At 60.4% G+C, this 26,116-nt stretch carries 26 protein-coding genes; 1 reads left to right on the top strand and 25 read right to left on the bottom strand.

Translation table 11 applies throughout. The annotated features are described in order from the left end of the window. Positions 1-166: 166 nt before the first annotated feature. The 3 genes from DW171_RS00715 to DW171_RS00725 form a co-directional block, all read right to left on the bottom strand. On the bottom strand, positions 167-1,567 hold the full coding sequence (locus tag DW171_RS00715) for a phosphoglucomutase/phosphomannomutase family protein (protein WP_118270167.1): 1,401 nt from the start codon (positions 1,565-1,567) through the stop codon (positions 167-169). A gap of 158 nt (positions 1,568-1,725) precedes the next feature. Then, on the bottom strand, positions 1,726-2,619 hold the full coding sequence (locus DW171_RS00720) for a homocysteine S-methyltransferase family protein (RefSeq protein ID WP_117766200.1): 894 nt from the start codon (positions 2,617-2,619) through the stop codon (positions 1,726-1,728). 10 nt (positions 2,620-2,629) lie between these two features. Further along, positions 2,630-3,052 carry a metal-dependent transcriptional regulator gene (locus DW171_RS00725; RefSeq protein WP_035138800.1) on the bottom strand — a complete coding sequence of 141 codons (423 nt, stop codon included), beginning with the start codon at positions 3,050-3,052 and terminating at the stop codon, positions 2,630-2,632. A gap of 120 nt (positions 3,053-3,172) precedes the next feature. Here DW171_RS00725 and pepT point away from each other — a divergent pair, with 120 nt between their 5' ends. Next, entirely contained in the window at positions 3,173-4,420 is a 1,248-nt protein-coding gene (gene pepT / locus DW171_RS00730; RefSeq protein ID WP_117766202.1) for a peptidase T, read from the top strand. Positions 4,421-4,671: 251 nt separating this feature from the next. Here pepT and DW171_RS00735 read toward each other — a convergent pair whose 3' ends face one another. The 22 genes from DW171_RS00735 to DW171_RS00840 all read right to left on the bottom strand — a co-directional run bounded on the left by DW171_RS00735 (position 4,672) and on the right by DW171_RS00840 (position 25,951). Next, the gene (locus DW171_RS00735) at positions 4,672-5,907 is read right to left on the bottom strand and encodes an LCP family protein (RefSeq protein WP_117655380.1); all 1,236 of its coding nucleotides are present in this window, start codon (positions 5,905-5,907) and stop codon (positions 4,672-4,674) included. Positions 5,908-5,919: 12 nt separating this feature from the next. After that, on the bottom strand, positions 5,920-7,203 hold the full coding sequence (gene murA, locus DW171_RS00740; protein WP_118270168.1) for a UDP-N-acetylglucosamine 1-carboxyvinyltransferase: 1,284 nt from the start codon (positions 7,201-7,203) through the stop codon (positions 5,920-5,922). Between the two features lie 88 nt (positions 7,204-7,291). After that, on the bottom strand, positions 7,292-7,684 hold the full coding sequence (atpC, locus tag DW171_RS00745) for an ATP synthase F1 subunit epsilon (protein ID WP_006235718.1): 393 nt from the start codon (positions 7,682-7,684) through the stop codon (positions 7,292-7,294). Positions 7,685-7,687: 3 nt separating this feature from the next. After that, complete coding sequence (gene atpD, locus DW171_RS00750) at positions 7,688-9,142, bottom strand: F0F1 ATP synthase subunit beta (RefSeq protein WP_006235717.1); 1,455 nt, start codon at positions 9,140-9,142, stop codon at positions 7,688-7,690. After that, positions 9,142-10,050 (bottom strand): ATP synthase F1 subunit gamma, encoded by a 909-nt coding sequence (gene atpG / locus DW171_RS00755; RefSeq protein WP_117635546.1) that lies wholly within the window; start codon positions 10,048-10,050, stop codon positions 9,142-9,144. The genes atpD and atpG overlap by 1 nt, the downstream gene beginning before the upstream one ends. Positions 10,051-10,055: 5 nt before the next feature. Beyond that, positions 10,056-11,654, bottom strand: coding sequence for a F0F1 ATP synthase subunit alpha (gene atpA / locus DW171_RS00760; RefSeq protein WP_117635547.1), 1,599 nt, complete (start codon positions 11,652-11,654; stop codon positions 10,056-10,058). Continuing rightward, positions 11,654-12,130, bottom strand: a complete 477-nt coding sequence (locus DW171_RS00765) for a FoF1 ATP synthase subunit delta (protein WP_006235713.1) — start codon at positions 12,128-12,130, stop codon at positions 11,654-11,656. Before DW171_RS00765 ends, atpA begins: the two co-directional genes overlap by 1 nt. Continuing rightward, on the bottom strand, positions 12,120-12,722 hold the full coding sequence (atpF, locus tag DW171_RS00770) for a F0F1 ATP synthase subunit B (RefSeq protein ID WP_117635548.1): 603 nt from the start codon (positions 12,720-12,722) through the stop codon (positions 12,120-12,122). Before atpF ends, DW171_RS00765 begins: the two co-directional genes overlap by 11 nt. 15 nt (positions 12,723-12,737) lie before the next feature. Further along, entirely contained in the window at positions 12,738-12,932 is a 195-nt protein-coding gene (locus DW171_RS00775; RefSeq protein WP_022094262.1) for an ATP synthase subunit C, read from the bottom strand. A 124-nt stretch (positions 12,933-13,056) separates the two neighbouring features. Then, positions 13,057-13,860, bottom strand: a complete 804-nt coding sequence (gene atpB, locus DW171_RS00780) for a F0F1 ATP synthase subunit A (protein ID WP_022094263.1) — start codon at positions 13,858-13,860, stop codon at positions 13,057-13,059. 3 nt (positions 13,861-13,863) lie between these two features. Then, a complete protein-coding gene (locus tag DW171_RS00785; RefSeq protein ID WP_117564996.1) occupies positions 13,864-14,175 on the bottom strand; it encodes a hypothetical protein in 312 nt (103 codons plus the stop codon). A 280-nt stretch (positions 14,176-14,455) separates the two neighbouring features. Continuing rightward, positions 14,456-15,103, bottom strand: a complete 648-nt coding sequence (upp, locus tag DW171_RS00790; RefSeq protein ID WP_035138786.1) for a uracil phosphoribosyltransferase — start codon at positions 15,101-15,103, stop codon at positions 14,456-14,458. Positions 15,104-15,226: 123 nt separating this feature from the next. Next, positions 15,227-16,768 carry a glycerol kinase GlpK gene (gene glpK / locus DW171_RS00795; protein WP_117766717.1) on the bottom strand — a complete coding sequence of 514 codons (1,542 nt, stop codon included), beginning with the start codon at positions 16,766-16,768 and terminating at the stop codon, positions 15,227-15,229. A gap of 13 nt (positions 16,769-16,781) precedes the next feature. Continuing rightward, complete coding sequence (locus tag DW171_RS00800) at positions 16,782-17,525, bottom strand: L-threonylcarbamoyladenylate synthase (RefSeq protein ID WP_117766719.1); 744 nt, start codon at positions 17,523-17,525, stop codon at positions 16,782-16,784. A gap of 134 nt (positions 17,526-17,659) precedes the next feature. Then, positions 17,660-18,151, bottom strand: a complete 492-nt coding sequence (locus tag DW171_RS00805) for a type II toxin-antitoxin system HicB family antitoxin (RefSeq protein ID WP_128620077.1) — start codon at positions 18,149-18,151, stop codon at positions 17,660-17,662. Further along, the gene (locus DW171_RS10410) at positions 18,118-18,303 is read right to left on the bottom strand and encodes a type II toxin-antitoxin system HicA family toxin (protein WP_089573106.1); all 186 of its coding nucleotides are present in this window, start codon (positions 18,301-18,303) and stop codon (positions 18,118-18,120) included. The genes DW171_RS00805 and DW171_RS10410 overlap by 34 nt, the downstream gene beginning before the upstream one ends. Positions 18,304-18,371: 68 nt before the next feature. Continuing rightward, positions 18,372-19,622 (bottom strand): HemK/PrmC family methyltransferase, encoded by a 1,251-nt coding sequence (locus DW171_RS00815; protein WP_117766723.1) that lies wholly within the window; start codon positions 19,620-19,622, stop codon positions 18,372-18,374. 589 nt (positions 19,623-20,211) lie between these two features. Further along, complete coding sequence (gene prfA / locus DW171_RS00820; RefSeq protein WP_055252487.1) at positions 20,212-21,279, bottom strand: peptide chain release factor 1; 1,068 nt, start codon at positions 21,277-21,279, stop codon at positions 20,212-20,214. Positions 21,280-21,570: 291 nt separating this feature from the next. Next, on the bottom strand, positions 21,571-22,986 hold the full coding sequence (locus tag DW171_RS00825) for a M20/M25/M40 family metallo-hydrolase (protein ID WP_118270169.1): 1,416 nt from the start codon (positions 22,984-22,986) through the stop codon (positions 21,571-21,573). A gap of 72 nt (positions 22,987-23,058) precedes the next feature. Beyond that, positions 23,059-23,844, bottom strand: coding sequence for an amino acid ABC transporter ATP-binding protein (locus tag DW171_RS00830; protein ID WP_118099385.1), 786 nt, complete (start codon positions 23,842-23,844; stop codon positions 23,059-23,061). Positions 23,845-23,866: 22 nt separating this feature from the next. After that, the gene (locus DW171_RS00835; protein WP_118270170.1) at positions 23,867-25,015 is read right to left on the bottom strand and encodes an amino acid ABC transporter permease; all 1,149 of its coding nucleotides are present in this window, start codon (positions 25,013-25,015) and stop codon (positions 23,867-23,869) included. 9 nt (positions 25,016-25,024) lie between these two features. Then, the gene (locus tag DW171_RS00840) at positions 25,025-25,951 is read right to left on the bottom strand and encodes a transporter substrate-binding domain-containing protein (RefSeq protein WP_117817040.1); all 927 of its coding nucleotides are present in this window, start codon (positions 25,949-25,951) and stop codon (positions 25,025-25,027) included. Between the last annotated feature and the right edge of the window lie 165 nt (positions 25,952-26,116).

Here is a 26,116-nt window from a genome sequence, read left to right on the forward strand (position 1 = left end):
GGTCCGACCGGGCCGCGCGGCAAGGAGATATATTGCCAGACCGGAGGGGCGCCGTGGGCGGGAATCTGGGCGTACACATTTCCTACACAGTTTGGAATCCGACTAACGTTTGCCAGCCGTTAACTACCGCTCGCCGAGCATCTCTTTATATAAGGCAGTCTCATGGTTAAAGCGGATACGTTCCCCTAGCTAAAGCACAGCCAGCATCGAGCAACTCATCACGTTCTTCCACCGAGAACCCCTCGGCGTAGACGCGCACCACTGGTTCGGTCCCGCTAGGACGGACCAGCAGCCACGTGTCATCCTCGAATGCCAAACGCAAGCCATCCATATGACTAACGTTTTGCGGCACCTTGCCACAAATCGACTTGGGGTTTACGCCCGGCAGCAGCGTTCGTAACGTTTCGGCATCTTCGGCCTCAAGGCGCAAATCGCGTCGACCGTAACTCGTCTTACCAAAACTGTCCTCGAGTTGGTCGACCAGAACGCCCAAAGGCGCGTCCGTCTTTGCCATAAGCTCACACAGAATCAGACAGGCGAGGATTCCATCGCGCTCGGGCATATGCGCGGCGATGCCGATACCACCGGCTTCTTCGCCGCCCATGAGGACGCCGCCCTTCTTCATCTCTGCCGCTATATATTTGAAACCGACTGGTTTGACGGTCACGCGGCAGCCAAGCGCCTCGGCAATGCGACGCACGAGCGTCGAGCACGAAAGATTGACGACGACGCGCCCCTCCAAATTACGAAATTGAACCAAGTCGCCCAAAACGAGCGCCATGATCTGATGCGGATGAATATATCTACCGCGTTCGTCGACCGCACCGATACGGTCGGCATCGCCGTCGGTCACCAGGCCTGCGCACGCCCCGTCCTCGACAACCGCACGCTCGCAAGCGTCCACCCACGGCTCAACAGGGTCGGGGCAAATGTCCTCTTGATCGGACGACTGTCCGGCATGAATCTCGTGCACCTCGACGCCTAGCTCCCGCAGCAGGTCGGCAAGATATCCCTGGGCCGCGCCGCCCATGGGGTCAACTACCACACGCAGGTGAGCGGCTCGAATGGCCTCGGCATCGACAAACGATGCCACCGCCTGCATATAGTCAGGAATAATATCCGCGGTGCGATAGCGTTCCTCGATCCCCATCGGCTCGGGGGCCATAGTCTCTTCGAGCTCTTCGATGACATCCTGATTGGCCGTCGAGCCATCTCCCATGCGCAGCTTAAGGCACAGATACCCCTGCGGATGATGGGATCCCGTCACCATGAGCGCACCGCAGGCCTCGCCGTCATACGCCGCCGCCCACGTAAGGGCGGGGGTCGGAACAGGCCGAGATGCGAGCACTGCGTCCAATCCGTGAGCGGCAAGCACGCCTGCCGCAAGCTCAGCGAACTCGCGCGCTAAGGGCCGAGTGTCGAACCCTATATATACCGTTTTGCCCGGATTGGTCTTTTGCCACAACTCGCCGACGGCATCGGCGATACGGGCAACGTTATCGGCAGTGAAGTCCTCATCGACGCGAGCGCGCCAACCGTCAGTTCCAAAATGAATTATCGCGCACACGCGCAGACACCTCGCAGTGTTTGGATCATGGTACGCATGAGGTATACCCGCAGCACGCACCCGGCAACCTGCCGGTACCAGCATTCACCATTTGGGCAAATGCTGCCGAGGACATGCAGGCAATAAAAAAACCGCCCCGTATGGAGCGGTTTTGCCCTTTATATATCGAGCGCCTCGGCCATCGCTGCCGTAGTGATTGCCGTGGTTCCACAGCAACTGCCCACCATTGCGGCACCGGCATGTCTCCATTCGATGCATGCGCGCGCGAAAGCTTCGGGGTTCTCGTGCCATACGGGGCCATCCTGAGTCTGGACCGGATCGCCTACGTTGGGACGCACCGTGACGGGAGTAGTCGCCGATGCAACCATCCTGGGCACCGCCGCGTTCGCGGCCGCAAGCGAACAGCAATTAACACCAACCGAGTTTGCGCCGTGTTTTTCGGCGTACAAAACGGCTGCCTCGATGTTGAGGCCATCGCCCAACAGGTCGCCTTTATCGTCAACGACAAAACTCACCAGGACAGGCATGCCGTCGGCGGCATCTCGGGCGCCGGCAAGCGTGGGCTGCAAATTACGGATAGACGTCACCGTCTCGATCAGCAGACCGTCAACACCAGCATTGAGCAAGGCGTGCGCCTGTTCGCGCGCAATGCCTCGGATTTCACGATACTCGACAGAGTCTTCGGCAAACCACTCAATACCGATCGGGCCCATCGAGCCCAGTAGCAGCTGAGGGTGCGCCTGGCGGGCATCGTCGACGGCCCCGCGATTGACCTCCGCCACGGACGGCGCAATCTGATCGTGCTTGAGGGCATAGCTCGATGCCTGAAAGGTGTTGGTAATGAGCACCTGCGCGCCGGCGGCGACATACAAGCGATGAATACGAGAAACGGTCTGCGGCTCTGCCAGATTCCAAAACGCCGGTGGAATGTCGGCGGCATCGTACTCACTCAACAGAACACTGCCCATGGGGCCCTGCGCCAACAAGGTCTCGCTCGACAAGCGGCGCGTAAGTTCCTCGGCACCAAAGCGGTTGTAATAACTCGTATCCATATATATCCCGCTATTCCTCGACGCTGATTCCCTGCTTTTCGAGATAGGCGAGCCAGCGGTTCATCGTGTCCTCGGATAGCGCATGCTCCATCATGCAGGCCTCGGAATCGGCTCGCTCAAATTCGACACCAAGCTCCTGAACCAAAAACGTGCGGATGAGGCGATGACGGTACCAGATAGCCGTACCAACCTCGCGGCCGCGATCGGTCAGGACTACCTTGCCGTAGTGCGATTGCTCGACAAGTTCGGATGCTTTGAGCGCCGAAACCGCTTTATTGACCGATGCCTTGGAGACGCCAAGGCGCTGCGCGATGTCGACCGATCGCACGCCGTTGGTTTCCCCCTCTTCGCTTTCAATGCGAACCATGCACTCCAAGTAGTCTTCGTTCGCCACCGTCAGATGTAGTTCGCGCGAGCTATTTGTCGTATCCATGATCTTCCGTCCCTTCTGCATTCATTGGCTGATTCTACCCCATCCAAGCGTCGCGGTATGCCGTGGCATACCGTGCTAGAGTTCTTGTTGCACACGACGACCAAGATTGGAGCGGTCTTTATGGAAAACACCACCACGAACCCCGATGTCCTCGAGCGCTTTTTGCGCTACGTCCAGATCAACACGCAGTCCGAGGATGCAAACTGCGACCAGGTACCCTCGAGCGCCGTTCAGTTTGACCTTGCCAACGTGCTGGCTGAAGAGCTGCGCGAGCTTGGTGCGGAAGATGCCCACGTGACCGAGCACGCCTATGTCTGCGCGCATATCCCCGCAAGTGTGGGCGCTGAGGACAAGCCCGCCCTGGGCCTGATCGCCCATCTCGACACCACCGAAGTTGCACCGGGCGCCGGCGTGAAGCCGCACATCGTGCACTACGAAGGCGGCGACCTGGTCTGCGGCACGGTTGACGGTAAGCCCGTTGCCATGAGTACCGCCAAGCTTCCCGCCCTGAACGACCTCGCGGGTGAGGACCTGGTCTGCAGCGATGGCACCACGCTGCTGGGCGCGGACGACAAGGCAGGCGTCGCCGAGATCATGTCGCTTGTCGCGCGTATCGCTCAGGACCCTTCTCTGCCCCATCCCGCACTCGGCATTTGCTTCTGCCCTGACGAGGAGATCGGCCACGGAGCCGAGCTGTTGGATATCGATACCTTTGGCTGCAAGTATGCCTACACGGTCGACGGTGGCCCCATCGGCGAGCTGGAGTGGGAGTGCTTTAATGCCGCTGAGGCGACCGTCTGCTTTGAGGGCCAGTCCATCCACCCGGGCGACGCCAAAGGCCGTATGGTTAACGCAGGCAATCTGTTCTGCGACTTCAACGCGTTGCTCCCCTACGTGCAGCGCCCGGAGTATACGGAAGGCTACGAGGGCTTTTATCACCTTGAGGGTGTATCTGCAACCGTCGATCACGCCACAGCGCGCTATATCGTCCGCGACCATGACGCAGCCAAGTTCCAGCAGAAACTCGACCTTATTGATGCCGCCGCCTCGATGCTCAACCAGCGCTTGGGTGACAAGCGCGTGACGGTCGAGATTAAGCAGCAGTATCGAAATATGGCCGAGATCGTTCGTGACTATCCCGAGCTTATTGATGTTGCCAAGGAAGCCTACCTTGCCTGCGGCGTTGAGCCCCAAGTGCTGCCGATTCGCGGCGGCACCGACGGCGCGCAGCTGTCGTTCCGCGGTCTGCCCTGCCCCAACCTTTCCACCGGCGGCTATTGCTACCACGGCGTCAACGAGTTTGTCCCGGTCAGTTCGCTCGTCAAGATGACCGACGTCCTGCAGGAGCTCGTCGCCCGTTTCGCATAAGCCTGGCTGCATAAGCCCAAAAGACGAATCGCCCCGTCCTCTACAGAGAACGGGGCGGTTTTTGATACAAGGGGAGTAGTCAACATCGCAGGTTGAGCCAACGTCAGCGAGCGACGTCCAAGGCGAACAAGTTGGCATGAAAAAGGCAGGGCATTGACCTTCTGGTCATGCCCTGCCTTTTGAATGACAAATTGTCGCCTTGGACGTCGCGCAGCGTCGAGTCGTTACGGCGTTTGGTAAAACGCCGTAACTTAGTAGTTGGCCTCGTAACCGTTGCCGTCGCCGGTGGGCTGTTCGTAGTAGTCCGAATCGCTCGAATCGCTTGAGCCATCGGAATCGTCAGAGCTGACCGATGAGGTTGCGGTGCCGTTTGCGTAGTCGTCAGACGTGTTGTTGCTGAGGTCGCCGATCGTAGAGCTGGAGCCGTCGGAAAGACCCATGGTGTTGGGACCCTTGGGATCCTTGCCGGCATCGACGCGCTCCATCATTTCCTTGAGCTCGTCCTCGTAGACAAAGACGTAGCTCACACCGTCAATCATGGTGCTGTCGTCGGCGTACGAAGGCAGGTTGGCCGAGTAGATACCGTCGACATCCATACCGCGCATGGCGTTGACCGTAGAGACGATATCCTGAACGCTCATATCGGTCACGAGCATATCGGACAGCGAATTAACCAGGCCAAAGATCTTCGTGGCATCGAAGTTATTGAGAATCTGGTTGGCAAGGGCGCCAAGCACCTGACGCTGGTGGCGCATGCGCGTGTAATCGCCGTCGGCATAGGTGTAGCGGCAGCGGGCATAGGTAAGGGCGGTGGCACCGTCCATATGCTGCTGGCCAGCGGTAATCTTAATATCCAGGTGCTCGGGGTCGTCAACATCATCGGTTGCGTTAATGTCGATACCGCCAACCGAATCAATCAGCGCCTGCATACCGTCGAAGCTAACCTCGGCATAGTGGGAAATCTGAACACCGCACAGCTCGTTGACCGCCTCGACCATGGCCTCGGCGCCGCCAACGGTATGGCAGGCGTTGATCTTCATGGTCTCGCCCTTGTACTCGACCTTGGTGTCGCGCGGAACGGAAATGAGCGTCGCCTGCTTTTGCGTGGGGTCGATGCGTGCCAGGATAATCGAGTCGGCACGATACGTATCCTCGCCCGGACGGCCGTCGGTGCCAAGAAGCAGCACGTAGAACGGATCCTTTGCCTCATCGGTGTCAACCAGAACCCGACGCAGATTGTCAGTAATGACATTAGAATCGCCGAGCTTGCCCATAATGGTGGCAAACCACAGGCCGGCAGCGGTAGTGGCACTCAGCAGCACGCCAAGCACGACAATGAGCGCGACGTGACGAATCGTGTGGCTACGGCGACGTTGACGAGCGCGCTCGGAATAGCGAGCCACGTTATCGCGACTGTAGATCTTGGCCTGCGCACCAGTTGAGGGTCTTCGGGTGGTGGTATCCGCGAGGGGCTTTTTATTAAACATAGGCAACCTGTATTAGTAGATGACGGGATCGGGGACGGTAGCATGCTCGACATGCGCGCCAAGCGCCTGCAGCTTTTCGACAAACTGCTCGTAGCCGCGCTTGATGTGATGGATAGCCGAAACCTCGGTCGTCCCGTCGGCGATCAAGCCCGCTACGACGAGGGCCGCTCCGCCGCGCAGATCGGGCGAGGTAACCTGTGCACCCGAGAAGCCCTTGACGCCATGAATCATGGCATGATGGCTCTCGATACGAATGTCGGCACCCATGCGCACCAGCTCAGAGGCAAACATAAAGCGATTCTCGAAGATGTTCTCGGTAATAACGGAACTGCCGCCGGAGAGGGCGGAGAGCACCATAATTTGTGCCTGCATGTCGGTCGGGAAGCCGGGGAACGGAAGCGTCTGGATGTCGACAGGCTTGATACGCTCGGCACGGTTCACATGGACGCCATCCTCGACGCGCTCGCAGTCGATACCCATGAGCTCCATCTTCTTGAGCACCATACCCAAGTGAATGGGACAAAAGCCCGTGACATCGACACCGCGATCGTCTGCCATCAACGCACCGGCGACGATAAAGGTACCGGCCTCGATGCGGTCGCCCACTACGCGATGGGTAACAGGATGCAGCTCTTCCACGCCCTCGATGGTCACGACAGGCGTACCGGCGCCAACAATCTTGGCACCCATTTCGTTGAGCATGTTGACGAGATCGACGATCTCGGGCTCGCGGGCGGCATTGTCGATAACCGTGGTGCCCTGCGCGCGCACGGATGCCATAATGAGGTTCTCGGTCGCACCGACACTGGCAAACTCGAGCGTGACGGTGGTACCGCGCAGGCCCTGAGGCGCGCTGGCGTTGATGTAGCCGTGGGCGGTATCAAACTCGACGCCCAGGGCCTCGAGACCCAGAATATGCATGTCGATCTTGCGGGCACCTAGGTTGCAGCCGCCCGGCATGGCGATCTTGGCGCGATGGAAGCGACCCAGCAGGGGCCCCATGACGGCGGTGGAAGCACGCATCTTAGCGACGAGCTCATAGGGAGCCTCCCAGGAATCGACCTGAGAGGTATCGATCTCGAGCGTGTGCTCGTCGAGAACATCGATCGTAGCGCCCATGCCCTTGAGCACCTTGCCCATCACGTGGACATCGGAAATATCGGGCACGTTCTGCAGCGTCGTCTTGCCCGGCGCCAGAAGCGTTGCCGCCATGAGTTTGAGCGCGGAGTTCTTAGCACCCGAGACGGGCACGGAGCCTCCGATGGCGTGGCCACCCTCAACGCGGATAATATCCAAGGTCTACCCTTTCAAAAAGCATGCCCGGGGTGGCCAAGCCATCCCGGGCATGATGTGTTCGCAAATGGTCGAACGCTAAATCGTTTGACTATTGGGCAAGCTTGAGCTTACACCATGCGATTTCATTATAGAGGTAGGCGCGGCGTGCATCATCCTCCGACAAATTACCCAGCTTCTCTTCAAAACCTTGAATATCAGCTTTAAGCTTGTCGGCATCGACGGTCGCCAAATCGCAAGCGCGCTCGGCGAGAACGGTCACGACATCGTCCGCAACCTGGGCATAGCCGCCGGCCACGGCAAACGTGTGGTCGACAGTGCCCATGGCCTTATCGGAAACGCGAACGTAACCGCGGTCGATCGTGCAGATCTCGCTGGAGTGAGCAGGCAGAACGCCAAACTCGCCATCCGTGGACGGAATCGACACAAACGCAGCGTCGCCCTCATAGGCGCAGCTCACGGGGCACACGATGCGGATACGCATAACCTACTTCTCCCCCATCTTGCGGGCGCGCTCGCGCACGTCCTCAATCGTGGAAGCATAGCGGAAAGCCTGCTCGGGCAGGTCATCGGCCTTGCCGTCGACAATCTCGGCGAAAGAGCGGACGGTATCCTCGACGCGGACGTAGACACCGGGGTTACCGGTGAACTTCTCGGCGACGTGGAAGGACTGCGAGAGGAACTGCTGAATCTTACGGGCACGGTTGACCGTAAGGCGCTGTTCCTCGGACAGCTCGTCCATACCCAGAATGGCGATGATGTCCTGAAGGTCGGAGTACTCCTGCAGGAGCTCCTGGACCTTGACGGCGACACGGTAGTGCTCCTCGCCGACGATCGAGGGATCGAGAGCGTCGGAGGAAGACGCGAGCGGGTCGATAGCCGGGAACAGGCCGAGCGACGAAATGCTACGCGAAAGAACCGTGGTAGCGTCGAGGTGCGTAAACGTCGTGGCAGGCGCCGGGTCGGTCAGGTCGTCTGCGGGGACGTAGACAGCCTGGACGGAGGTAATGGATCCCGTCTTGGTCGAGGTAATGCGCTCCTGGAGGTCACCCATCTCGGTAGCCAGTGTGGGCTGGTAACCAACGGCGGACGGCATACGGCCCAGCAGTGCGGAAACCTCGGAACCCGCCTGGGAGAAGCGGAAGATGTTGTCGATGAACAGCAGGACGTCCTGGCCGCGATCGCGGAAGTACTCAGCGGTGGTAAGGCCGGCCAGACCGATGCGCAGACGCGCTCCAGGCGGCTCGTTCATCTGACCATAAACCAAGCAGGTCTTGTCGATAACGCCAGACTCGCTCATCTCGAGGAACAGGTCGGTGCCCTCGCGGGTACGCTCGCCGACACCGGTGAACACCGAGGTGCCGCCGTGCTCCTGGGCGAGGTTGTTGATAAGCTCCTGAATCAGAACGGTCTTGCCGACGCCGGCGCCGCCGAACAGGCCGGTCTTGCCGCCACGGATGTAGGGCTCGAGCAGGTCGACGGCCTTGATGCCGGTCTCGAAGATCTCGGTCTTGGTGGTGAGCTCGTCAAAGCGGGGCGCTGCATGGTGGATGGGGTAGAACTCCTCCACCTCGGGCATGGGCTTGCCGTCGACGGGCTTGCCCATGACGTTCCAAATGCGACCGAGCGTCTTGGGACCAACGGGCATCTTCATGGGCTCACCGGTATCGGTGGCGATGAGGCCGCGTTGCAGGCCGTCGGTCGAGGACATGGCGACCGTGCGGACGACGCCGCCCGGAAGCTGGCTCTCGACCTCAAGGATCGTGCTCAGATGACCGATCGGGGTCTCGGCCTCGACCGTGAGCGCGTTGTAGATCGGGGGCACCGCGCCGTCAAACTTGACGTCGACGACAGGGCCGATGATTCGCACGATGCGACCATCACCGGCAGTCGTCTTCTTGGTGGCTTCCTCGACCGCAAGCTTTACGGTGTTATTAGCCATTACTGTTCCTCCAATGCTGAGGCTCCGCCGACGATCTCGTTGATCTCGGTCGTGATCGAAGCCTGGCGCACGCGACTATACGTGCGGGTAAGGGTCGAGATGATCGCGGTGGCGTTTTCCGTCGCGGAGTGCATGGCCTTGCGGCGTGCACCCTGCTCGGCAGCCGCCGAATCGATCAGGGCCTGGTAGATGACCGTCAGGATATAAGACGGCACAAGCTTGCCGAGAACATGCTCGGGAGAGGGCACGAACTCGAACGTGGACGAGATGCGCTTAGGGGCGTCGGTCTCGTTCTTACGCGGACCGTGGGCCATAGCGATCATCTCGGGGTCGAGCGGCAACAGATGCTCGACGCGAAGCTCCTGATCCACGCGGTTCTTGGCGTGGTGGTAGACAAGCTCGACACGGTCAAGCTCACCGGCACGATACGCATCGCAGATATGAGAGGAAATCATGCGGGCCTGATTGAAATCGGGCTCAGAGGAGTTGCCCTCAAAGTGCATGACAACGTTTGCGCGGTCACGGAAATACGTGACCGGCTTACGCCCGCACGCGATGATCTCGCACTCGATGCCGTCGTTCGCCCAAGAAGCGGCGAGCTTTTCGGCCGTGCGCTCCACCGTCGTATTGAAACCGCCGGCAAGGCCGCGGTCCGAGGCAATAACGACAATCAGGCCATGCTTGACGCTCTCATGCTTCTGCAGCATGGGATCGGTGCCCGAACAGGAGGCGTCGCCGGCGACCGTCAACATGACGTCGGTCAGCGCCTCCTTATAGGGCTCGGCCTGCTTGGAGCGATCGAGGGCACGACGGATCTTGGCCGTAGAGACCATCTCCATCGTGCGCGTGATCTGCTTGGTCGTGGTAACCGAGGAGATTCGCTTCTTAATGTCGCGAAGGTTGGCCATGGGGCTTAGTTCTCCTCTGATCCAGAAACATCCGAATGGTGCTTGGCCATGAACTGCTGCTTGAAGTCGCCGATGACGCGCAAGAGCTCAGCCTTGGTGTCATCATCGATCTTCTTGGCGCGAACCTTGTCGAGCAGCGAGCCAAAGCCATTGTCCATGTACTCGATGAGCTCGGCACGGAAGGGCAGCACGTCGGCGATCTCCAGGTCATCCAGGAAGCCCTCGTTGCCAGCGAACAGCGTAACGATCTGCTCGCCAACCTCAAACGGCTTGTAACGCGGCTGCTTCAGGAGCTCGGTCATGCGAGCACCATGGGTCAGCTGCTTCTGAGTAGCCTCGTCGAGGTCGGAGCCGAACTGCGTAAAGCCAGCGAGCTCCTGGTACGAAGCGAGGTCCAGACGGAGGTTGCCGGCGACCTGCTTCATGGCCTTGGTCTGCGCATCGCCACCGACGCGGGACACGGAGATGCCCACGTCGACTGCCGGGCGCTGACCCTGGAAGAAGAGCTCGGACTGCAGGTAGATCTGACCATCGGTAATGGAAATGACGTTGGTCGGAATGTAGGCCGAGACGTCGCCGTCCTGGGTCTCGATGATCGGCAGTGCCGTCATGGAGCCGTAACCGTTCTTCTTGGACATCTTGACGGCACGCTCGAGCAGACGAGAGTGCAGGTAGAAGATGTCGCCAGGATAGGCCTCGCGTCCGGGCGGACGATGCAGCGTCAGCGACATCTGACGGTAGGCCACAGCCTGCTTGGACAGGTCGTCGTAGATGACGAGCACGTGGCCGCCGGGGTTGGTCTCGCTGGCGGGCTTGCCGTCCTCGCCGTTGTACATGAAGAACTCGCCGATAGCGGCACCGGCCATAGGCGCGATGTACTGCATAGGGGCGGAATCGGCAGCGGTGGCCGAAACGATGATGGTGTAGTCGAGCGCACCGTGCTGAGCGAGGGTCTCGCGGATGTTGGCAACCGTGGAGGCCTTCTGGCCGATGGCGACATAGATGCAGACCATGCCCTTGCCGCGCTGGTTGAGGATAGCGTCGATGGCGATGGCGGTCTTACCGGTCTTACGGTCGCCGATGATGAGCTCACGCTGACCGCGGCCGATAGGCACCATGGAGTCGATGGCCAGCAGGCCGGTCTGAACCGGCTCGCACACCGGGGTACGGTCGATGACACCGGGGGCCTTGAACTCGATGGGGCGACGGTGCGTGGCGACGATGTCACCCAAACCGTCGATAGGCTGGCCGAGCGGATTGACGACGCGGCCGAGCATGGCGCGGCTCACAGGGATATCCATAATGCGGCCAGTGGTGCGGCACTCGTCGCCTTCCTTGATGGCGTCGACGGCACCGAACAGAACGGCGCCGACCTCGTCACGGTCAAGGTTCTGGGCAAGGCCGAAGACGGTCTCACCGGTATCGGAGCTCTTGAACTCCAGAAGCTCGCCTGCCATGGCGCTCTTGAGGCCGGAGACGCGCGCGATACCGTCGCCTACCTCGTCGACCGTTGAAACCTCATGCGTATCGACCGTCGCGGAGAGGCTCGTGAGCTGCTCCTGCAGTTTCTTGGCGATATCCTGGGCATTGAGGGTTTCGGACATTAGGCTTCACCTCCGTACGAATTAGCAGAGTTTGCGAGGGTCTCCTGCGCGATGCGCAGCTGCGTCTTGACGGAAATGTCACGACGCTCGCCGCGGGCCTCGAGCACCAGGCCGCCCACGATAGACGGGTCGACCTGCTCGATAAGGAATACCTTGCGGCCGAAGTCCTGCTCGCATTTCTTAGTGATGGTTTGACGCAGCTCGTCGTCGAGCGGGATCGCCGTGGTGACGGTCACGCCCACTACATCCTCGTCTTCCTCGGCAACATACTTAAAGGCAGCTGCCACCTTGGGAAGAAGGTCGAGCTGGTCGCGCTTGGACATGGTGTCGAGCACAGCGATGATCTCGGGGCTGGCGCTAGCCAGACGCTCGATCATCTCGAGGTCCTCGAATACATGGTTCTCGGCCTTGGCGGCTTCCAAAAGGGAGCGCGCGTAGGTCTCGAGCACCTTGTCCTGATAGCGGCTAGTCGGCATTCAGGCTACCTGCTTCCTGGATGTAGCGCTCGATGAGCTTCTTCTGCTCGGCCTCGTCCTCGAGTGCCTCGCCCACGATCTTGGTGGCGACGGCAACGGACAGGTCGGCGATAGAGCTCGCGGCACCGGCGTAGATGGACTTGCGCTCGTCCTCGACGGTCGTGTGGGCCTTGGCGATGATCTCCTCGGCCTCCTTGTGAGCAGCCTCGATGATACGGGCGCGCTCGGACTCGGCGTCCTTACGGGCCTCGAGAACGATGTCGGCAGCCTGACGACGGGCGTCGGTAACGATCGAGTCGGACTCAGCGCGCTTGGCGATAGCCTCCTGCTTGGTCTTCTCGGCCTCGTCGAGGCTCTCCTCGATCTTCTTGCCGCGCTCCTCCATGGTTTTCATGATGCCCGGCAGGGCGACCTTGGCCAGCACGATCCAGATGATCAGGAAGGCGATAAGCGCCGGGATGAACTCCGCCATCTTAGGGATGAGGATGTCCGCACCGGCAGCGCCGTCCTCGGCGAACGCGGAAACCGGCATGAGCAGCGCGGCCGCGGACGCGGAGAGTGCGATCGCGCTCTTCTGGGATGAAAGATTCATACTTGACGCTCCGTGCTATTTAACGATCAGCGCGACAACGAAGCCGATCAGAGCCAGAGCCTCGCCGAAGGCGGAGCCCATGATGAAGACGGTGAACACGCGGCCCTGGACCTCAGGCTGACGGGCCATAGCACCCGTAGCACCCAGAGCAGACAGGCCGATAGCAAGACCAGCGCCGATAACACCGAGACCGTAACCGATAACTCCCACGATTCCTCCTTTGTCGTGCGTGTCTTATTTCACGCAGGATAACCTTTTTTATAACTGCCGGGCTCCATGGGTACGGGCACCGGCGGTTTAACGAATTGCTTACCTTTAAGGCGCGAGCGGAAGGCTACTCCTCCTCCGCGACCTCCTCTGCCTCGGAGACATACACGGCGGTAAGGACCGTGAAGACGTAAGCCTGGATGGCGCCGACCACAAGCTCGATCGCATAGATCAGGATGAGGATGGCAAGCCAGGCTAGCGAAGGCAGGGCGCCAACGGCGTGGGCCGCGGAAACCTGCTGAAGCAGCGGCTGCATGAACATGCTCGCCATGATGGCGAACGAGCCCATGACCACGTGTCCTGCGAACATGTTGCAGAACAGACGGACGGCAAGCGTGATGAGACGCAGGAAGGTCGAGAAAAGCTCGACGACCCACACAAGCACGTTCATCGGGAAGCTTACGCCCTGCGGGGCGAGGCTCTTGATGTAGCCGATCACGCCGTGAGCCTTGCATCCGTAGTAGATGAAATACACGAAGGCGAAGATGGCGAGCGCGGCGGTGGAGCCGATTGCGCCGGTGCCGGGCTTCATTCCCGGAATCAGGCCGATCATGTTATTGATCAGGATGAACAGGAAAAGCGAGCACAGGAACGGGAAGTGCTTCTTCCAGTTCTCACCCACGACGCCCTTGCCGATATCGTTCTCGACGTACTCGATGATGTACTCGAAACCGTTGACGAAGAAGCCCTTGGGGACCAGGGTCTGCTTCTTCTTGAACACGGCCAGGACGATCAGGAGCACGATCGTGGAGACGATCAGCCAAAACGAGTACTGCGTGATGCCGCAGCTCAGATCGCCCACGACAGGGGTGGAGCTGAACTCGCTGACCAGATGATTAATCTCATCAGGCAGCTTTTCAAAAATTTCCACGACTTACCTTTCGACCTCATGAGGATCTCGCAGCGCCTTGACGACACGAACCGTGCAGGCAGCCATAAAGGCCACGAAGCCGATCGCCTCGCCCAGGAGGAACATGCGAAATGCCTCTCCGAACAACACAAACACAACCAAGGTAAAGACGAGCAGGGCGATTGCCGAGACCGCAAGACTCACCATACCCTTGAGCATGTCCGCATTCTGTTTATCGTCAAGAACCGGCTTGAGCGTAAAGACAAAGGGAAGGAAGGCAATTGCGCCCGCGATGGCGCCTGCAACGATAGCGAGCAGATCGGCTATCTGAAACACTGGCGTCCTCACTTTCCTTTTTAACGCTTCACAGAACAGTTCCCGCCAAACATTGGTGACTATTGTACGAGCCAATCGCTAAAGTACAACCGAAAAAGCATCGGTTAATACGCACCTGTTCGTTTTCTTAAGACCTTCTTTATGCCGCAGGTACGGTAATACGTTTTTCTCGAACCCTGCAGGGCAAAACGTCCGTTAACAGGAGTGCGCGCGGTCGCCTTTTGTTCGTCCGCGCGCACCGTTTCTTCGTATTTGCAGCCGCGGCCGTTTAGCCCAGCGACTAGAGCGTGCCGTAGATGCGGTCGCCGGCGTCGCCGAGGCCGGGAACGATGTAGGCAGCCTCGTTGAGATGGTCGTCGATGGCGCAGGTATAGATATGTACATCGGGATCCTTCTCGGTCAGCGACTTGAGGCCCTCGGGGGCCGCGACGATGCACAGCATGCGGATGTCCTTGACACCGCGCCCGCGCAGGTAGCTGATGGCCATCTCGGCCGAACCGCCCGTGGCGAGCATGGGGTCGACGACCAGGCAGATGCGCTGGTCGATATCCTTGGGCATCTTGCAGTAATACTCGTGCGGCTCGTGGGTGACCTCGTCGCGCTCCATGCCGATGTGGCCCACGCGAGCGGAGGGCACCAGGTCGAGGATGCCGTCGACCATGCCAAGGCCCGCACGCAGGATGGGCACGATGGCGAGTTTCTTGCCGGCGAGCTGCTTAAACGTTGCGGTGGTGATAGGGGTCTCGACCTCGACGTCTTCCATAGGCAGGTCGCGCATGGCCTCGTAGCCGTCAAAAAGCGCGAGTTCGCGCACGAGCTGACGGAACTGGTTGGTGCCGGTGTTTTTGTCGCGCAGGATCGACAGCTTGTGCTGGACGAGCGGGTGATCGACAAGCGTCACACGGGACGCATCGTAGGTGACGGTCATGGGTTGATTGCCCCTTTCGTTGCGGCCGCAAAACGGCCTTGCTGACAAGGCGCGCAGCAATGTTGCCGCCGCACGCCATGCATTAGTTTAGCGGTTTGTTGTATCGAGCAGCCCATCGCAGCCCTACTGTGCGGTACTGAGCGAGCGCCTGACTGCATCACACCAGCCCGCAAGGTTTTGTTCGCGGCGCTCGGCGGACATGTGGGGAAGGAAGGTCCTAACGATCTGGGCATTTTGCTCCAGCTCTTCCAGGTCTTCCCAATAGCCGACGGCAAGACCCGCCAAGTACGCGGCACCGATTGCCGTGGTCTCCACCGTCTCGCATTGCAGCACGGGAATATCCAGCAGGTCGGCCTGGAATTGCATGATGAACTCGTTGCGCGAGGCACCGCCATCGACAGACAGGCGCTCGATCGAAAGCCCCACGTCCTGCTCCATGGCGCGCAGCACGTCGTAGCTCTGATATGCCATGGATTCGCAGGCGGCACGTACGATGGTCGCACGGCTCGAGGCGCCGGTCAGACCGCACACGATACCGCGGGCATGCGGGTCCCACCAGGGAGCGCCCAGACCCGCAAAGGCGGGAACGAAGTAGCAGCCCTCGTTGTCGCTAATCGAAGCGGCGAGTTGTGCCGACTCGCTCACGCTCGAGATGATGCCCATGTTGTTGCGAAGCCAGTTCATGGTGGAACCGGCAGCAAAGATGGAGCCCTCGAGCGCATAGCTGATCTTCCCGTTCGCAGCGATACCGATGGTGGAGACCAGACCGTTCTTGGATTCGACGATCTCGTCGCCGGTGTTCATGAGCATAAAGCAGCCCGTGCCATAGGTGTTTTTGGTCTGGCCGGGATGGAAGCAGCAGTGACCGAACAGCGACGCCTGCTGGTCGCCCGCCACACCCATGATGGGCGGCATGTTGGTCATGATGTCGCTCGCGACGCGGCCGTAGTCACCCGAGCTCCAGCGAACCTCGGGCATCATGGAACGTGGAACGTCAAAGAGCGCCAGCAGGTCGTCGTCCCAATCGAGCGTATAGATATTAAAGAGTGCCGTGCGGCTGGCATTGGTGTAGTCGGTGGCAAAGACCTGGCCGCCGGTGAGGTTGTAGATGAGCCAGGTGTCGATGGTGCCAAACATGAGGTCGCCCGCCGCCGCGCTCTCGCGTGCGCCGTCGACGTTGTCGAGAATCCACTGTACCTTGGAGGCCGAGAAATACGGGTCGAGCGTGAGTCCCGTGCGGGAGCGCACCAGCTCCTCGCAACCCTGTTCAACCAACGCGTCGATTGCCGGCGCGGTACGGCGGCACTGCCATACGATGGCGTTATAGATCGGCTGACCGCTCACGCGGTCCCAGACCACCGTGGTCTCGCGCTGGTTGGAGATGCCGATGGCGGCAATGCGGTCGGAGTGGATACCGCTCTTAAACTGGACTTCCATCATGACGGCGATCTGGCTGGCAAGGACCGCCATGGGGTCTTGCTCTACCCAACCGGGACGTGGGAAGCTGGTTTTGACGCTGCGACGTGCCTGCGCGACGATGCATCCGTACTCGTCGACGATGGTCGCAAGTACCGAGGTGGTGCCGCAGTCGAGCGCCATGATGTAGGAACCGCCAAAGTTAAACGAGGCATCTTCCATGCCCAGGCTGCCCAGATTCAACGACATCGCTTACACCTTTCTATTGCATCGGGTCGGACAGGACCCGTTCGATCTCTGATGCGGGAAGTGCGCCTTGGCGCAGGATCTGGAGCCCGCCGTGCTGGAACGACACGATGGTCGAGGCGTCGCGACACGGGGTCTCACCGGCGTCGACGGCAACATCGACCCCCTCCAGGATGCGACCCTCGACGGCGGCAAAGCTTGCCGGCGAGGGCGCACCGTGCGTGTTGGCGCTGGTGCAGGCAAGGGGGCTGCCACAGGCGCGAATGAGCGCCTGCACCACGGGCGAGGCCGAAGCGCGAAGTGCCACCGTGTCGTCGGCGGCGCGCATAAAGGTCGGCACGCAGGGGGCCGCCTTGACCACGATAGTCAGGGCGCCCGGCCAGCATCGTCGGGCGAGCACGCGGGCCTCGTTAGGGATATCCACGCCATAGCGGTCGAGCGCTTCGACGCCATCGACCAGCCAAGCGACGGTTTGCGTGAGTTCACGTTGCTTGAGAGTGAAGATGCGGCGGTAGCCGGTACCGAGCGCAGGGACCGCGGCGCCATTGACGGTGGCTTGCGGGTCGCGCGGCCACGAGGGGGATTCGCTTGTGTCTTGGGGTGCGGCGTCCGAAAAGGCGTTAACTGCCACAGCGACACCATAGACGGTCTCGGTCGGGATCAGGGCCAGACCGCCACAGCCGAGCACCTCGGCCGTGTGCTCGACGGCAAGCCGATGCGGCTCGCGCGCTCCCTCGTATACCCGATAGACCGTCTGCATGTGTATGCCAGCCCCTTACGCTCTGGTGCAAGTTTGTTTACTGTGGGGCATTCTCGCACGAAACGTTCAATCTATTTGCCCAGAGCGCATGTTGGTTTGGTGAGCGGCTCTAGTAGTCGGTGAAAGTAAGGGGGTTATTGGACGGCTACGAACTTCTTTGGTCTTCCGGCGTGACGTTCTTGGGCGGCGTAACGCTCGATACTGTCTATCGTTATCATCCGACGGCCGTCGACGAGTTCAACATCGAGTTTGCCGGCTTTGACCAGCGCGGTAATCCGCGGAGCGGAGACTTTGAGGTCCAGCGCTGCGTCTTTAAATGTTCGGCACGCCGCTTCCCGAGCGTCCTCGTGGTCGATTTCGACTGAAAGGGCCACGACCTCGGCCGAGCGTTCGTACCCTGCCGGAGTCAAACCGTTGTTGAGGTCGTCGGCCAAAAACGCCATCAGTGCCTCGGTAGCATGGGCAATCGCTTCTTCGCGCGTATCGCCATCGGCAAAGGCGCCGGGAATCTGCGGGAAGCTAGCGCAGTAACCGTCGTCTTCTTTTATGAGAACGCAGTCATAGGTAAATCGCTGCCTCATTTTGCCTCCAACTACCATCCAGCTTGGCGACGAATACTTGCCCACGTGCCCTTCTTTGGTCGATCACCACCAGAGCCGTTCACGGTGACAACACGGTCACCAGAAACATACTTAGCATGACTACCGACTTGCGCGACCTTCACGAATCCATCGTGCTTGAGTAGGGCAATGATTTCCCGAAAGGTAGGAGGTTGCATGGGCCGACCTCTTTCAGCCGTCCTAATTATAAACTAATTTATAGTTTTTGCTAACCAGTTAATAAATATTACTGGCGCTGTTTGGGCTCGGTGACGATGGCTCGGACGATGCGGGGGCGATCGGTGAGGTCGTGGACGATGCGCACGTCCGACAGACCCGCTTGGCGGCAGAGCTCGGCCGCAGCGTCGAGCGCGCCCTCGTAGAGCTCGCAGGCAAAGAGGCCGCCGGCGCGCAACATGTAGGGCGCCGCGTTGAGCAGGCGACGGAAGATATCGAGGCCGTCGGCGCCACCCTCGAGCGCCAGATCGGGCTCAAAGTCCTTGACCTCGTGCGGCAGCGAGCGCATGACATCGGTGGGGATGTAGGGCGGGTTGGAGACGAGTACGTCAAAGGTGCCCCACTCTTCACGGGGAATGGAGCTCACCAGGTTCGTGAGGCTGAAGGCGACCTCATCGGACGTGAGGCCAAGCGCATCGCGGTTTTTGGTAGCAAGGTCGATGGCGCGCGGCTCGATATCGGTAGCAGTGCAGGTGACGTGGCCGCGACGCTCCCAGGCGATCGAGAGCGAGATACAGCCCGTGCCGCAGCCGACCTCGAGAACGCGGGCAGTGCGGGGCTCGGCTGGGGCAGGCGCAGCGGCATCCTGAGCTGAAACCGTCTCCTGGTCGGCACCCTCGATGGCGATGCCGCATTCGTCGAGCTCGGGCTCGGCGGCTTCCGCGGCTTCGGCTTCTGCTGCTTGCGCGGCGGCTTCCTCGGCCTCGCGATCGGCCAGTTCCTCGGCATAGGCACGGCTGCCCAGTACGTCGCCGCCTAGCGCCGCCTCATCGGCAGCCGTCAGGTTAGCGGCACGGCGCTCGGCAGTCGCCCGTTCGTCTGCCAGCGCGGCCTCGGCCTTGCGTGCCTCCTCGACCTCATCGTTCCAAGGCAGCTCAACACGCTGACGGGCAGCAGCCTCGGGGCTCAGCACCTCGGCATCCAGATAATTGAGGACTTCCTCGACGAGCATCTCGGTTTCGGGGCGCGGAATGAGCACACCGGGAGCGCACGCGACGTCAATCATGCGAAACTGCGTGCTGCCGGTAATGTACTGTAGCGGCTCGCCTTTGGCGCGACGAACGACGGCCGCATGCATGGTCTCGAGCTGGGCCGCGTTAAGCGTCTCGTCCATACGCATATATAGGTCAATGCGCGCCAGGCCCGTGGCGGCGCACAGCAGCCACTCGGCAGAAAGACGGGGGTGCTCCTCGCCGCGCTCGGCCAGGTACTCCTTGGTCCACTCGAGACAACGCTTGATGGTCCAGATCTCGTTTGCCATGGGGTCCTCCCCTCTTAAGCGCCGGGCGGCGCGCGAATGTCGGAGCAGATTGTAAGCGAGGCCAGCGCTTGGCAAGGGACGATTGAAGGCGATTATCGAGAATCAGCCCAGAATTTTGTACCGAGCTCGCTCAAAGTGTTCGTTCGTCGACGTCTAGATTTGCATTCGTCAAGCTTTTGGCAAGGTTGCCCCAAAACTGACCAATATCTAACCAAGAACTTGCCACATCGCTTGACGCACGACCCATCAAAAATCGCTCCGCGACTTCTTGAACGATATTTTGAGCAATATTTTCGATAGCGGACTTATGCCGTCAATTACCTTAAGCAGGTAAGCAGCTCAAATGACATCACAGCCGACTGAATAAAATATCAAGGCAATGTCACCAATGACTCCCTACGGATCATTTGACAACCAAGGAAACGCCGATGTTTTGGCAATGTCAGCGAGCGCCGCCCAGAGCGAACAAGTTGGCATGAAAAAGGCAAGGCATAGACCTTCTGGTCATGCCTTGCCTTTTGAATGACAAATTGTCGCTCTGGGCGGCGCGCAGCGTCGAGTCGTTACGCGGTTTGTAAAACCGCGTAACCTACACGGCCTGTGCCAGCTTCTCGGCACGCTCGGCGGCGGCGAGCGCCTCGATGACGGTGCCGAGCTGGTCGCCCAGGAGGACGCCGTTGTAGGTGGAGTTGAAGCCGATGCGGTGATCGGTCACGCGGTCCTGGGGCTGGTTGTAGGTACGGATCTTCTCGGAACGGTTGCCGTGGCCGATCTGGCTCTGGCGCTCGGCACCGAGCTCCGCCTGCTGCTTCTCGAGCTCCATCTCGTACAGACGGGCGCGCAGCATCTGCATGCAGACTTCGCGGTTCTGGATCTGGGAGCGCTGTTCCTGCGACTGCACCACGGTGTTGGTGGGCAGGTGGGTAATGCGCACGGCGGAATACGTGGTGTTAACGCACTGACCACCAGGGCCGGAGGCGCAGTAGGTATCGATGCGCAAGTCGGACTGGTTGATCTGAACGTCGATTTCCTCGGCCTCGGGAAGTACGGCGACGGTAGCCGTGGAGGTCTGAATGCGGCCCTGGGACTCGGTCTTGGGGACGCGCTGGACGCGGTGCACGCCGGACTCGAACTTCATGACGGAGTAGACGCGGTCGCCCTCGACCTTGAACTCGATGGACTTAAAGCCGCCGGCCTCGCTGGGGCTGGAATCGAGCACAGTGGTCTTCCAGCCGCGCGATTCGCAGAAACGCTGATACATCTTGTACAGGTCGCCGGCAAAGATGGCTGCCTCATCGCCACCGGCGGCGGAGCGAATCTCGACGATGGTGTTCTTGTCGTCGTTGGGGTCGCTCGGGATGAGCATGTACTTAATGTCTTCCTCGAGCTGGGGAAGCTTGGCCTCGTTTTCGGAGATGTCCATCTGGAGCATCTCCTTCTCATCGGCATCGGTGGTATCGTGGAGCATTTCCTTGGCAGCCTCGATGTCATCGAGCGCGCCGATGTACTCGCGCGAGGCGGCGATGAGGTCGGACTGGTGCGCGTACTCCTTGTTGAGACGCGTGAACTCCTTAATATCGGAGGCGACGGCCGGGTCGGAGAGCTTCTTCTCGAGCTCCTCGTAGGCCTTGATAATCTTTTCGAGCTTGTCGCGCATGGCGGGACTCCTTTATATGCGTGAAGGTGAAAATCGGCAGAATTGATGGGGCGCGGGGCGCCGATGCGGGGGTAAGCCCGGCTAGAACATGTCGATCTTCAGATACATGCGCATCCCTTCGCGTATGGGGTACATAGTTGCGGTCTAACCCATACATGATAGCGTGCGCAGGCAAACCTGCATATAACCCGCACGGAATGAGCGGACGTAGCCGTTAGGGACGTTCCTTTACGACTAGTCGTTTAAGAACGTCCCCAACGGCTAACAAAGGGACTGTCGCTTTGTCGAATTCTAGAGCGTTTGGAGCAGGGAGATGAGAAAACGGATGCCCTGGAGGTAGGCTCGGCGGGTGATGCGCTCGTTGGTGCCGTGGACGCCGCGGTCGCACTCGTCATCGTCGACCACAAAGGCCGAGAAGCGAATGCACTCAGGGCAAATGCTCTGGTAGTTGGCAGCGTCGGTCGCGCCAATCACAGTCGAGGGCACAATTGCCACTGGCTCGAATGATCCGTTTTCCTCCGTCCCCTTTGGATCACGGAAATAGCGGGCGGCGATGGAGCGAACCGCCTCGAGGCCGGGACCACCGATGCGCGGGGACGGCGAGGGTTCGGAGCTGCCGGGGCCCAGCTCCACTTCGACACGACCGGCAAGGTCCGCCCCGGCAACCGCCTCACGGCAGCGCGCCACAACGTCGGCCACGCTCGTGCCCTCGAGCATGCGGAAGTTGATGTTGGCCCACATATCCTGCGGCATCACGTTAGCACCGGTGCTACCGCCCTCGATTTGGGTCGGTGCACAGGTGGTGGTCACGAGCGGATAGAGCTTCTTGCTGGCGAGGCACTCGCGCACGATGGTGTCCTTGTTGGCGGCAATTTCATCGGCCGTGTAGAGCCCCAGCCCGACGAGCTGTGCGGCAAGCAGGTCCGTGACGCGCGTCGGCCATTCGATATCGCAGATTGCGGCGATGGCGCGGCTCAGCACCTCGAGCGAAGTGCCACCGTAGGGGTTGGAGGAATGTCCGCCCGCGCTCTTTGTCTTGAGCACAATGTCGGCATAACCTTTCTCAGCCAGGTCGGCGTGCATGAGCCAACCCTCGCCCGCGCTGTACTCGGCAGCCGGAACGATGCGGTAGTCGCCCTCGTCGATCAGGCACTCAAGCTCAATGCCGCGTTCCTCGAGCACGCGGCCGATGGCACCCGCACCGAACTGCGTGGTTTCCTCGTCCTGGCCAAAAGCCAGCAGCAGGGTGCGCTCGTGCTCCCAGCCATGGGCCAGCGCATACTCAACCGCCTCGAGAATGCCTGTGACCTGGTCTTTCATATCGATGGCGCCGCGACCCCAAATGTAGGTGTCGTCCACATGTCCGCTAAAGGGGGCATGCGTCCAATCGTCCTCGGTGCCGGGTACCACGGGAACCACGTCCATGTGGCCCATGAGCATAACGGGCTTAAGGGCAGGGTCGGAGCCGGTAAGCGTCACGAGCAGCGAATGGTCGACGAGCTCGATCTCGCCCGCCTCGAACACGCGCGGCCACGCCTGCTGCATATAGGCGCGCAGATCGTCGAACGGCTCCCGGTCCACCGCCTCGGCATCCATACTCGAAATGGTCGGAAACGACAGCACGCGGCCCAGGCGCTCGCACGCGCCGGCCTCGTCTATATCGGCAAAATCGTCCTCATGCGCAAAGAAGCGCCAAACCTCGGCCATGACATCCTTTCGATTGTGATGACGAGGGCCGCCCCACGGGAGCGGCCCTGCAACGTAAGCGTTTGCGGTCGGTTATTTGTCCTCGAGATAGCGAGAGAGGAACTCGCGGGTGCGCTGGTGTTTGGGATTGCCGAAGAGCTCGGCCGGTGCCGCATCCTCGAGCACCACGCCCTTGTCCATAAAGACCACGCGGTCGGACACCGTGCGGGCAAAGGCCATCTCATGCGTGACGACCACCATGGTCATGCCGTCGGCAGCGAGCTTACGCATGACCTCGAGCACCTCTCCCACGATCTCGGGGTCGAGTGCGGAGGTCGGCTCGTCAAACAGCATGATCTGCGGATTCATGCACAGGGCACGGGCGATGGCCACGCGCTGCTTTTGGCCGCCGGACAGGCGACCCACGGCGGCGTGCGCGAACTTCTCGAGCCCCACGCTCGTCAGATGCTCCATCGCGACTTTCTCGGCCTCGGCCTTGCTCATCTTTTTGAGCGTGACGGGCGCGAGCGTGCAGTTGTCGAGCACATCCATGTTGTTGAACAGGTTAAAGCCCTGAAACACCATGCCGATGTCCTCGCGCAGCTTATTGATATTGCAGCGCTCGGCCGTGAGGTCCTGGCCGTGGAACCAGATGTGGCCCGCGTCCGGGGTCTCGAGCAGGTTGAGGCAGCGCAGGAAGGTCGACTTGCCCGAGCCCGAGGCGCCGATGATGGTGACGACCTCGCCGGGGTTAACGGACAGGTCGATGCCCTTGAGCACCTCGAGCGAGCCGAAGCTCTTGCGCAGGCCCTCGACGCGGATAAGCGGCTCATTTGTCTGTGCGGCGGCCGCAACGCCGGTAGTGGCGGTATCTGCCATGATGATTCTCCTCGTCTTGAGCCTAGTTGGAGCTGGGCAGCGTTGCCGGGGCCTCGGCGCCGAGCTTTTTGCCAAAGGCCTCGAGCAGGCGACTCGCCACGAGCGTCAGGATCAGGTAGACCACGAGAGCCACGCAGTAGACCTCCATCTGGCGGTAGTACACGCCGGCGACGGTGGTGGTGGCGTACATGAGGTCAAACACGCCGATGACCGAAAGCACCGACGAATCCTTGATGTTGATGATGAGCTCGTTGGTGAGCGCCGGAATCGCGTTTTTAATGCCCTGGGGGAACACGACCTTGCGCATGGCCTGCCACTGCGACAGACCCAGCGAGCGCGCCGCCTCGGCCTGGCCGGGATCGATGGACTCGATGCCGCCACGCAGGACCTCCATCATATAGGCGGTGGAGTTGAGCGAGATGGTGACGAGGCCGGCAGTGAAGGTACTCCAAATCTGGTTGGCCTGGGCGGTCTCGAAGCCCATGCCGCGCAAAACGGTGAAGCCCGCGTAATAGATGAGCAGGCCCTGGACCATCATGGGCGTTCCGCGCACGATGGTGGAGTAAACGGTCGCAAAGCCGCGGCCGATGCTCTTAAAGAAGCGCACCAGATCGTTATCCACGCGGTCAAACGTCTGAATGCGCAGGAACACAAAGAGCAGCGCCAAGAAGAAGGCGATGACCGTGCCGAAGGTGGCAAGCGCGATGGTGATCTCGATACCGCGAATGAAGAAGTCGCCGCTCTTGTAGGTCATGTAGACCAGGCTCGACAAAAAGTCGCTGGGGTTGGAGTCCGAGACAATGCTCACCTGTACCAGGTCGATAAACGACATGACGCAGCGGTCGATGAAGAAGATCGCCGCGATGGCAACCACGACATAGCTGCCCAGGCGCGCGCCGCGACGGCAACGCTCGGATGCAAACGGCGACTTTTGGCGATAGTCATTCCAATGCATGAGCTTGGTGACGAGCGCTGCCGCCGATACGACAATCCAAGCCCACAGAATCGCCCAGAGGCAGTCCTGGAAAACACCCGTGGGCGCCAAGAAGCTCAGCGGCGTGGGGTTGCGCTGACTAAACGCCAGACCGAGCGCCGCGATAGCGCTCGTGCCCAGATACACATAACGGTGGTCGGCCTTGATAAAGGAGGCCAGACGATTGATGGTTTTCATGCTGCCTCCCTATGCCGGCTGACGGTCGAGGCACGCGTCCCACATTTGGTCGCGCTCCTCCTGGCTGATGCCCTTGAGCGTCTTATCGATAAGTTTGAGCAGTTTGTCCGATCCCTTGCGGCAGCCGACGTTTGCCGCGACCTCCTGCTTAAAGCCCTCGCCCTCGGCAAAATGAATGGGGACAATGCCCGGGTTTTGGGCCATATAGCCCTTCTCGTTCTCGGTGTTGTAGGTCACGGCGTCGCACGTGCCCTGCAGCAGATTCGAGAACACCGTGGGGACCGAATCGACCGGGTTTTTGTGCACAACGCCCGGAATCTCGTCGATGACGGTATCGAGCATCGTGTCCTTTTGGCCGAGCACCGTGGCGCCACTGAAGTCGCTGAGCTTGGTGGCGTTCTGGTAGGGCGAGCCCTCTTTTACGAACAGGCCAAAGTAGCCAATGAAGTACGGGTCGGAGAAGCCGACCGACTCCTCACGCTCGGGCGTAGCGCTCATGCCGGCGATGATGAGGTCGATCTGGCCGTTGTTGAGCGAATCGATAAGGCCCGAGAAGCTCTGCTTGACGGCAACGGGCTCGCCACCGAGGGCCTTGCAGACGATCTTGGCGATCTGCACGTCGTAGCCATCGGCATAGGCGCCCTGCACGTTGTCGATGGGAATGGTGAACTCGCTGGCCTCGGAAACCTGCCAGTTGTACGGGGCGTAGGCCGCCTCCATGCCAATGCGGATCTTATCCTTGCCGATAACGGAATCGGACAGGTCATCGCGACCGCCGCCCGTCGTGGGCTGGACCACCTTGAGTGTGGACGGACGCTGGCAGCCGGCAAGCGCGCCGGCGACAACGGTTGCGCTCGCAGCGAGGGCGCTACCCAAGAAGATGCGACGACTGCACACCGGCTGGGCCTGCGCGTCGCGCTGTAGTCGAGGTTGCATCTGATGCCTTCCTGTTTTGCTTTGCTGACAATAAGACAGGATATACGCCCGCAACCAGCAACGCGGCATGTGCGCGAAAAATTAATAGACACACAGTAGTCGTTTAAGAACATCCCCAATGGCTACCTACCAAAAAGCCTCCCTGCCGGATGTGGCAGGGAGGCT

The sequence above is a fragment of the Collinsella sp. AM15-2 genome (genome assembly GCF_003471985.1).
Taxonomy (GTDB): Bacteria; Actinomycetota; Coriobacteriia; order Coriobacteriales; family Coriobacteriaceae; genus Collinsella.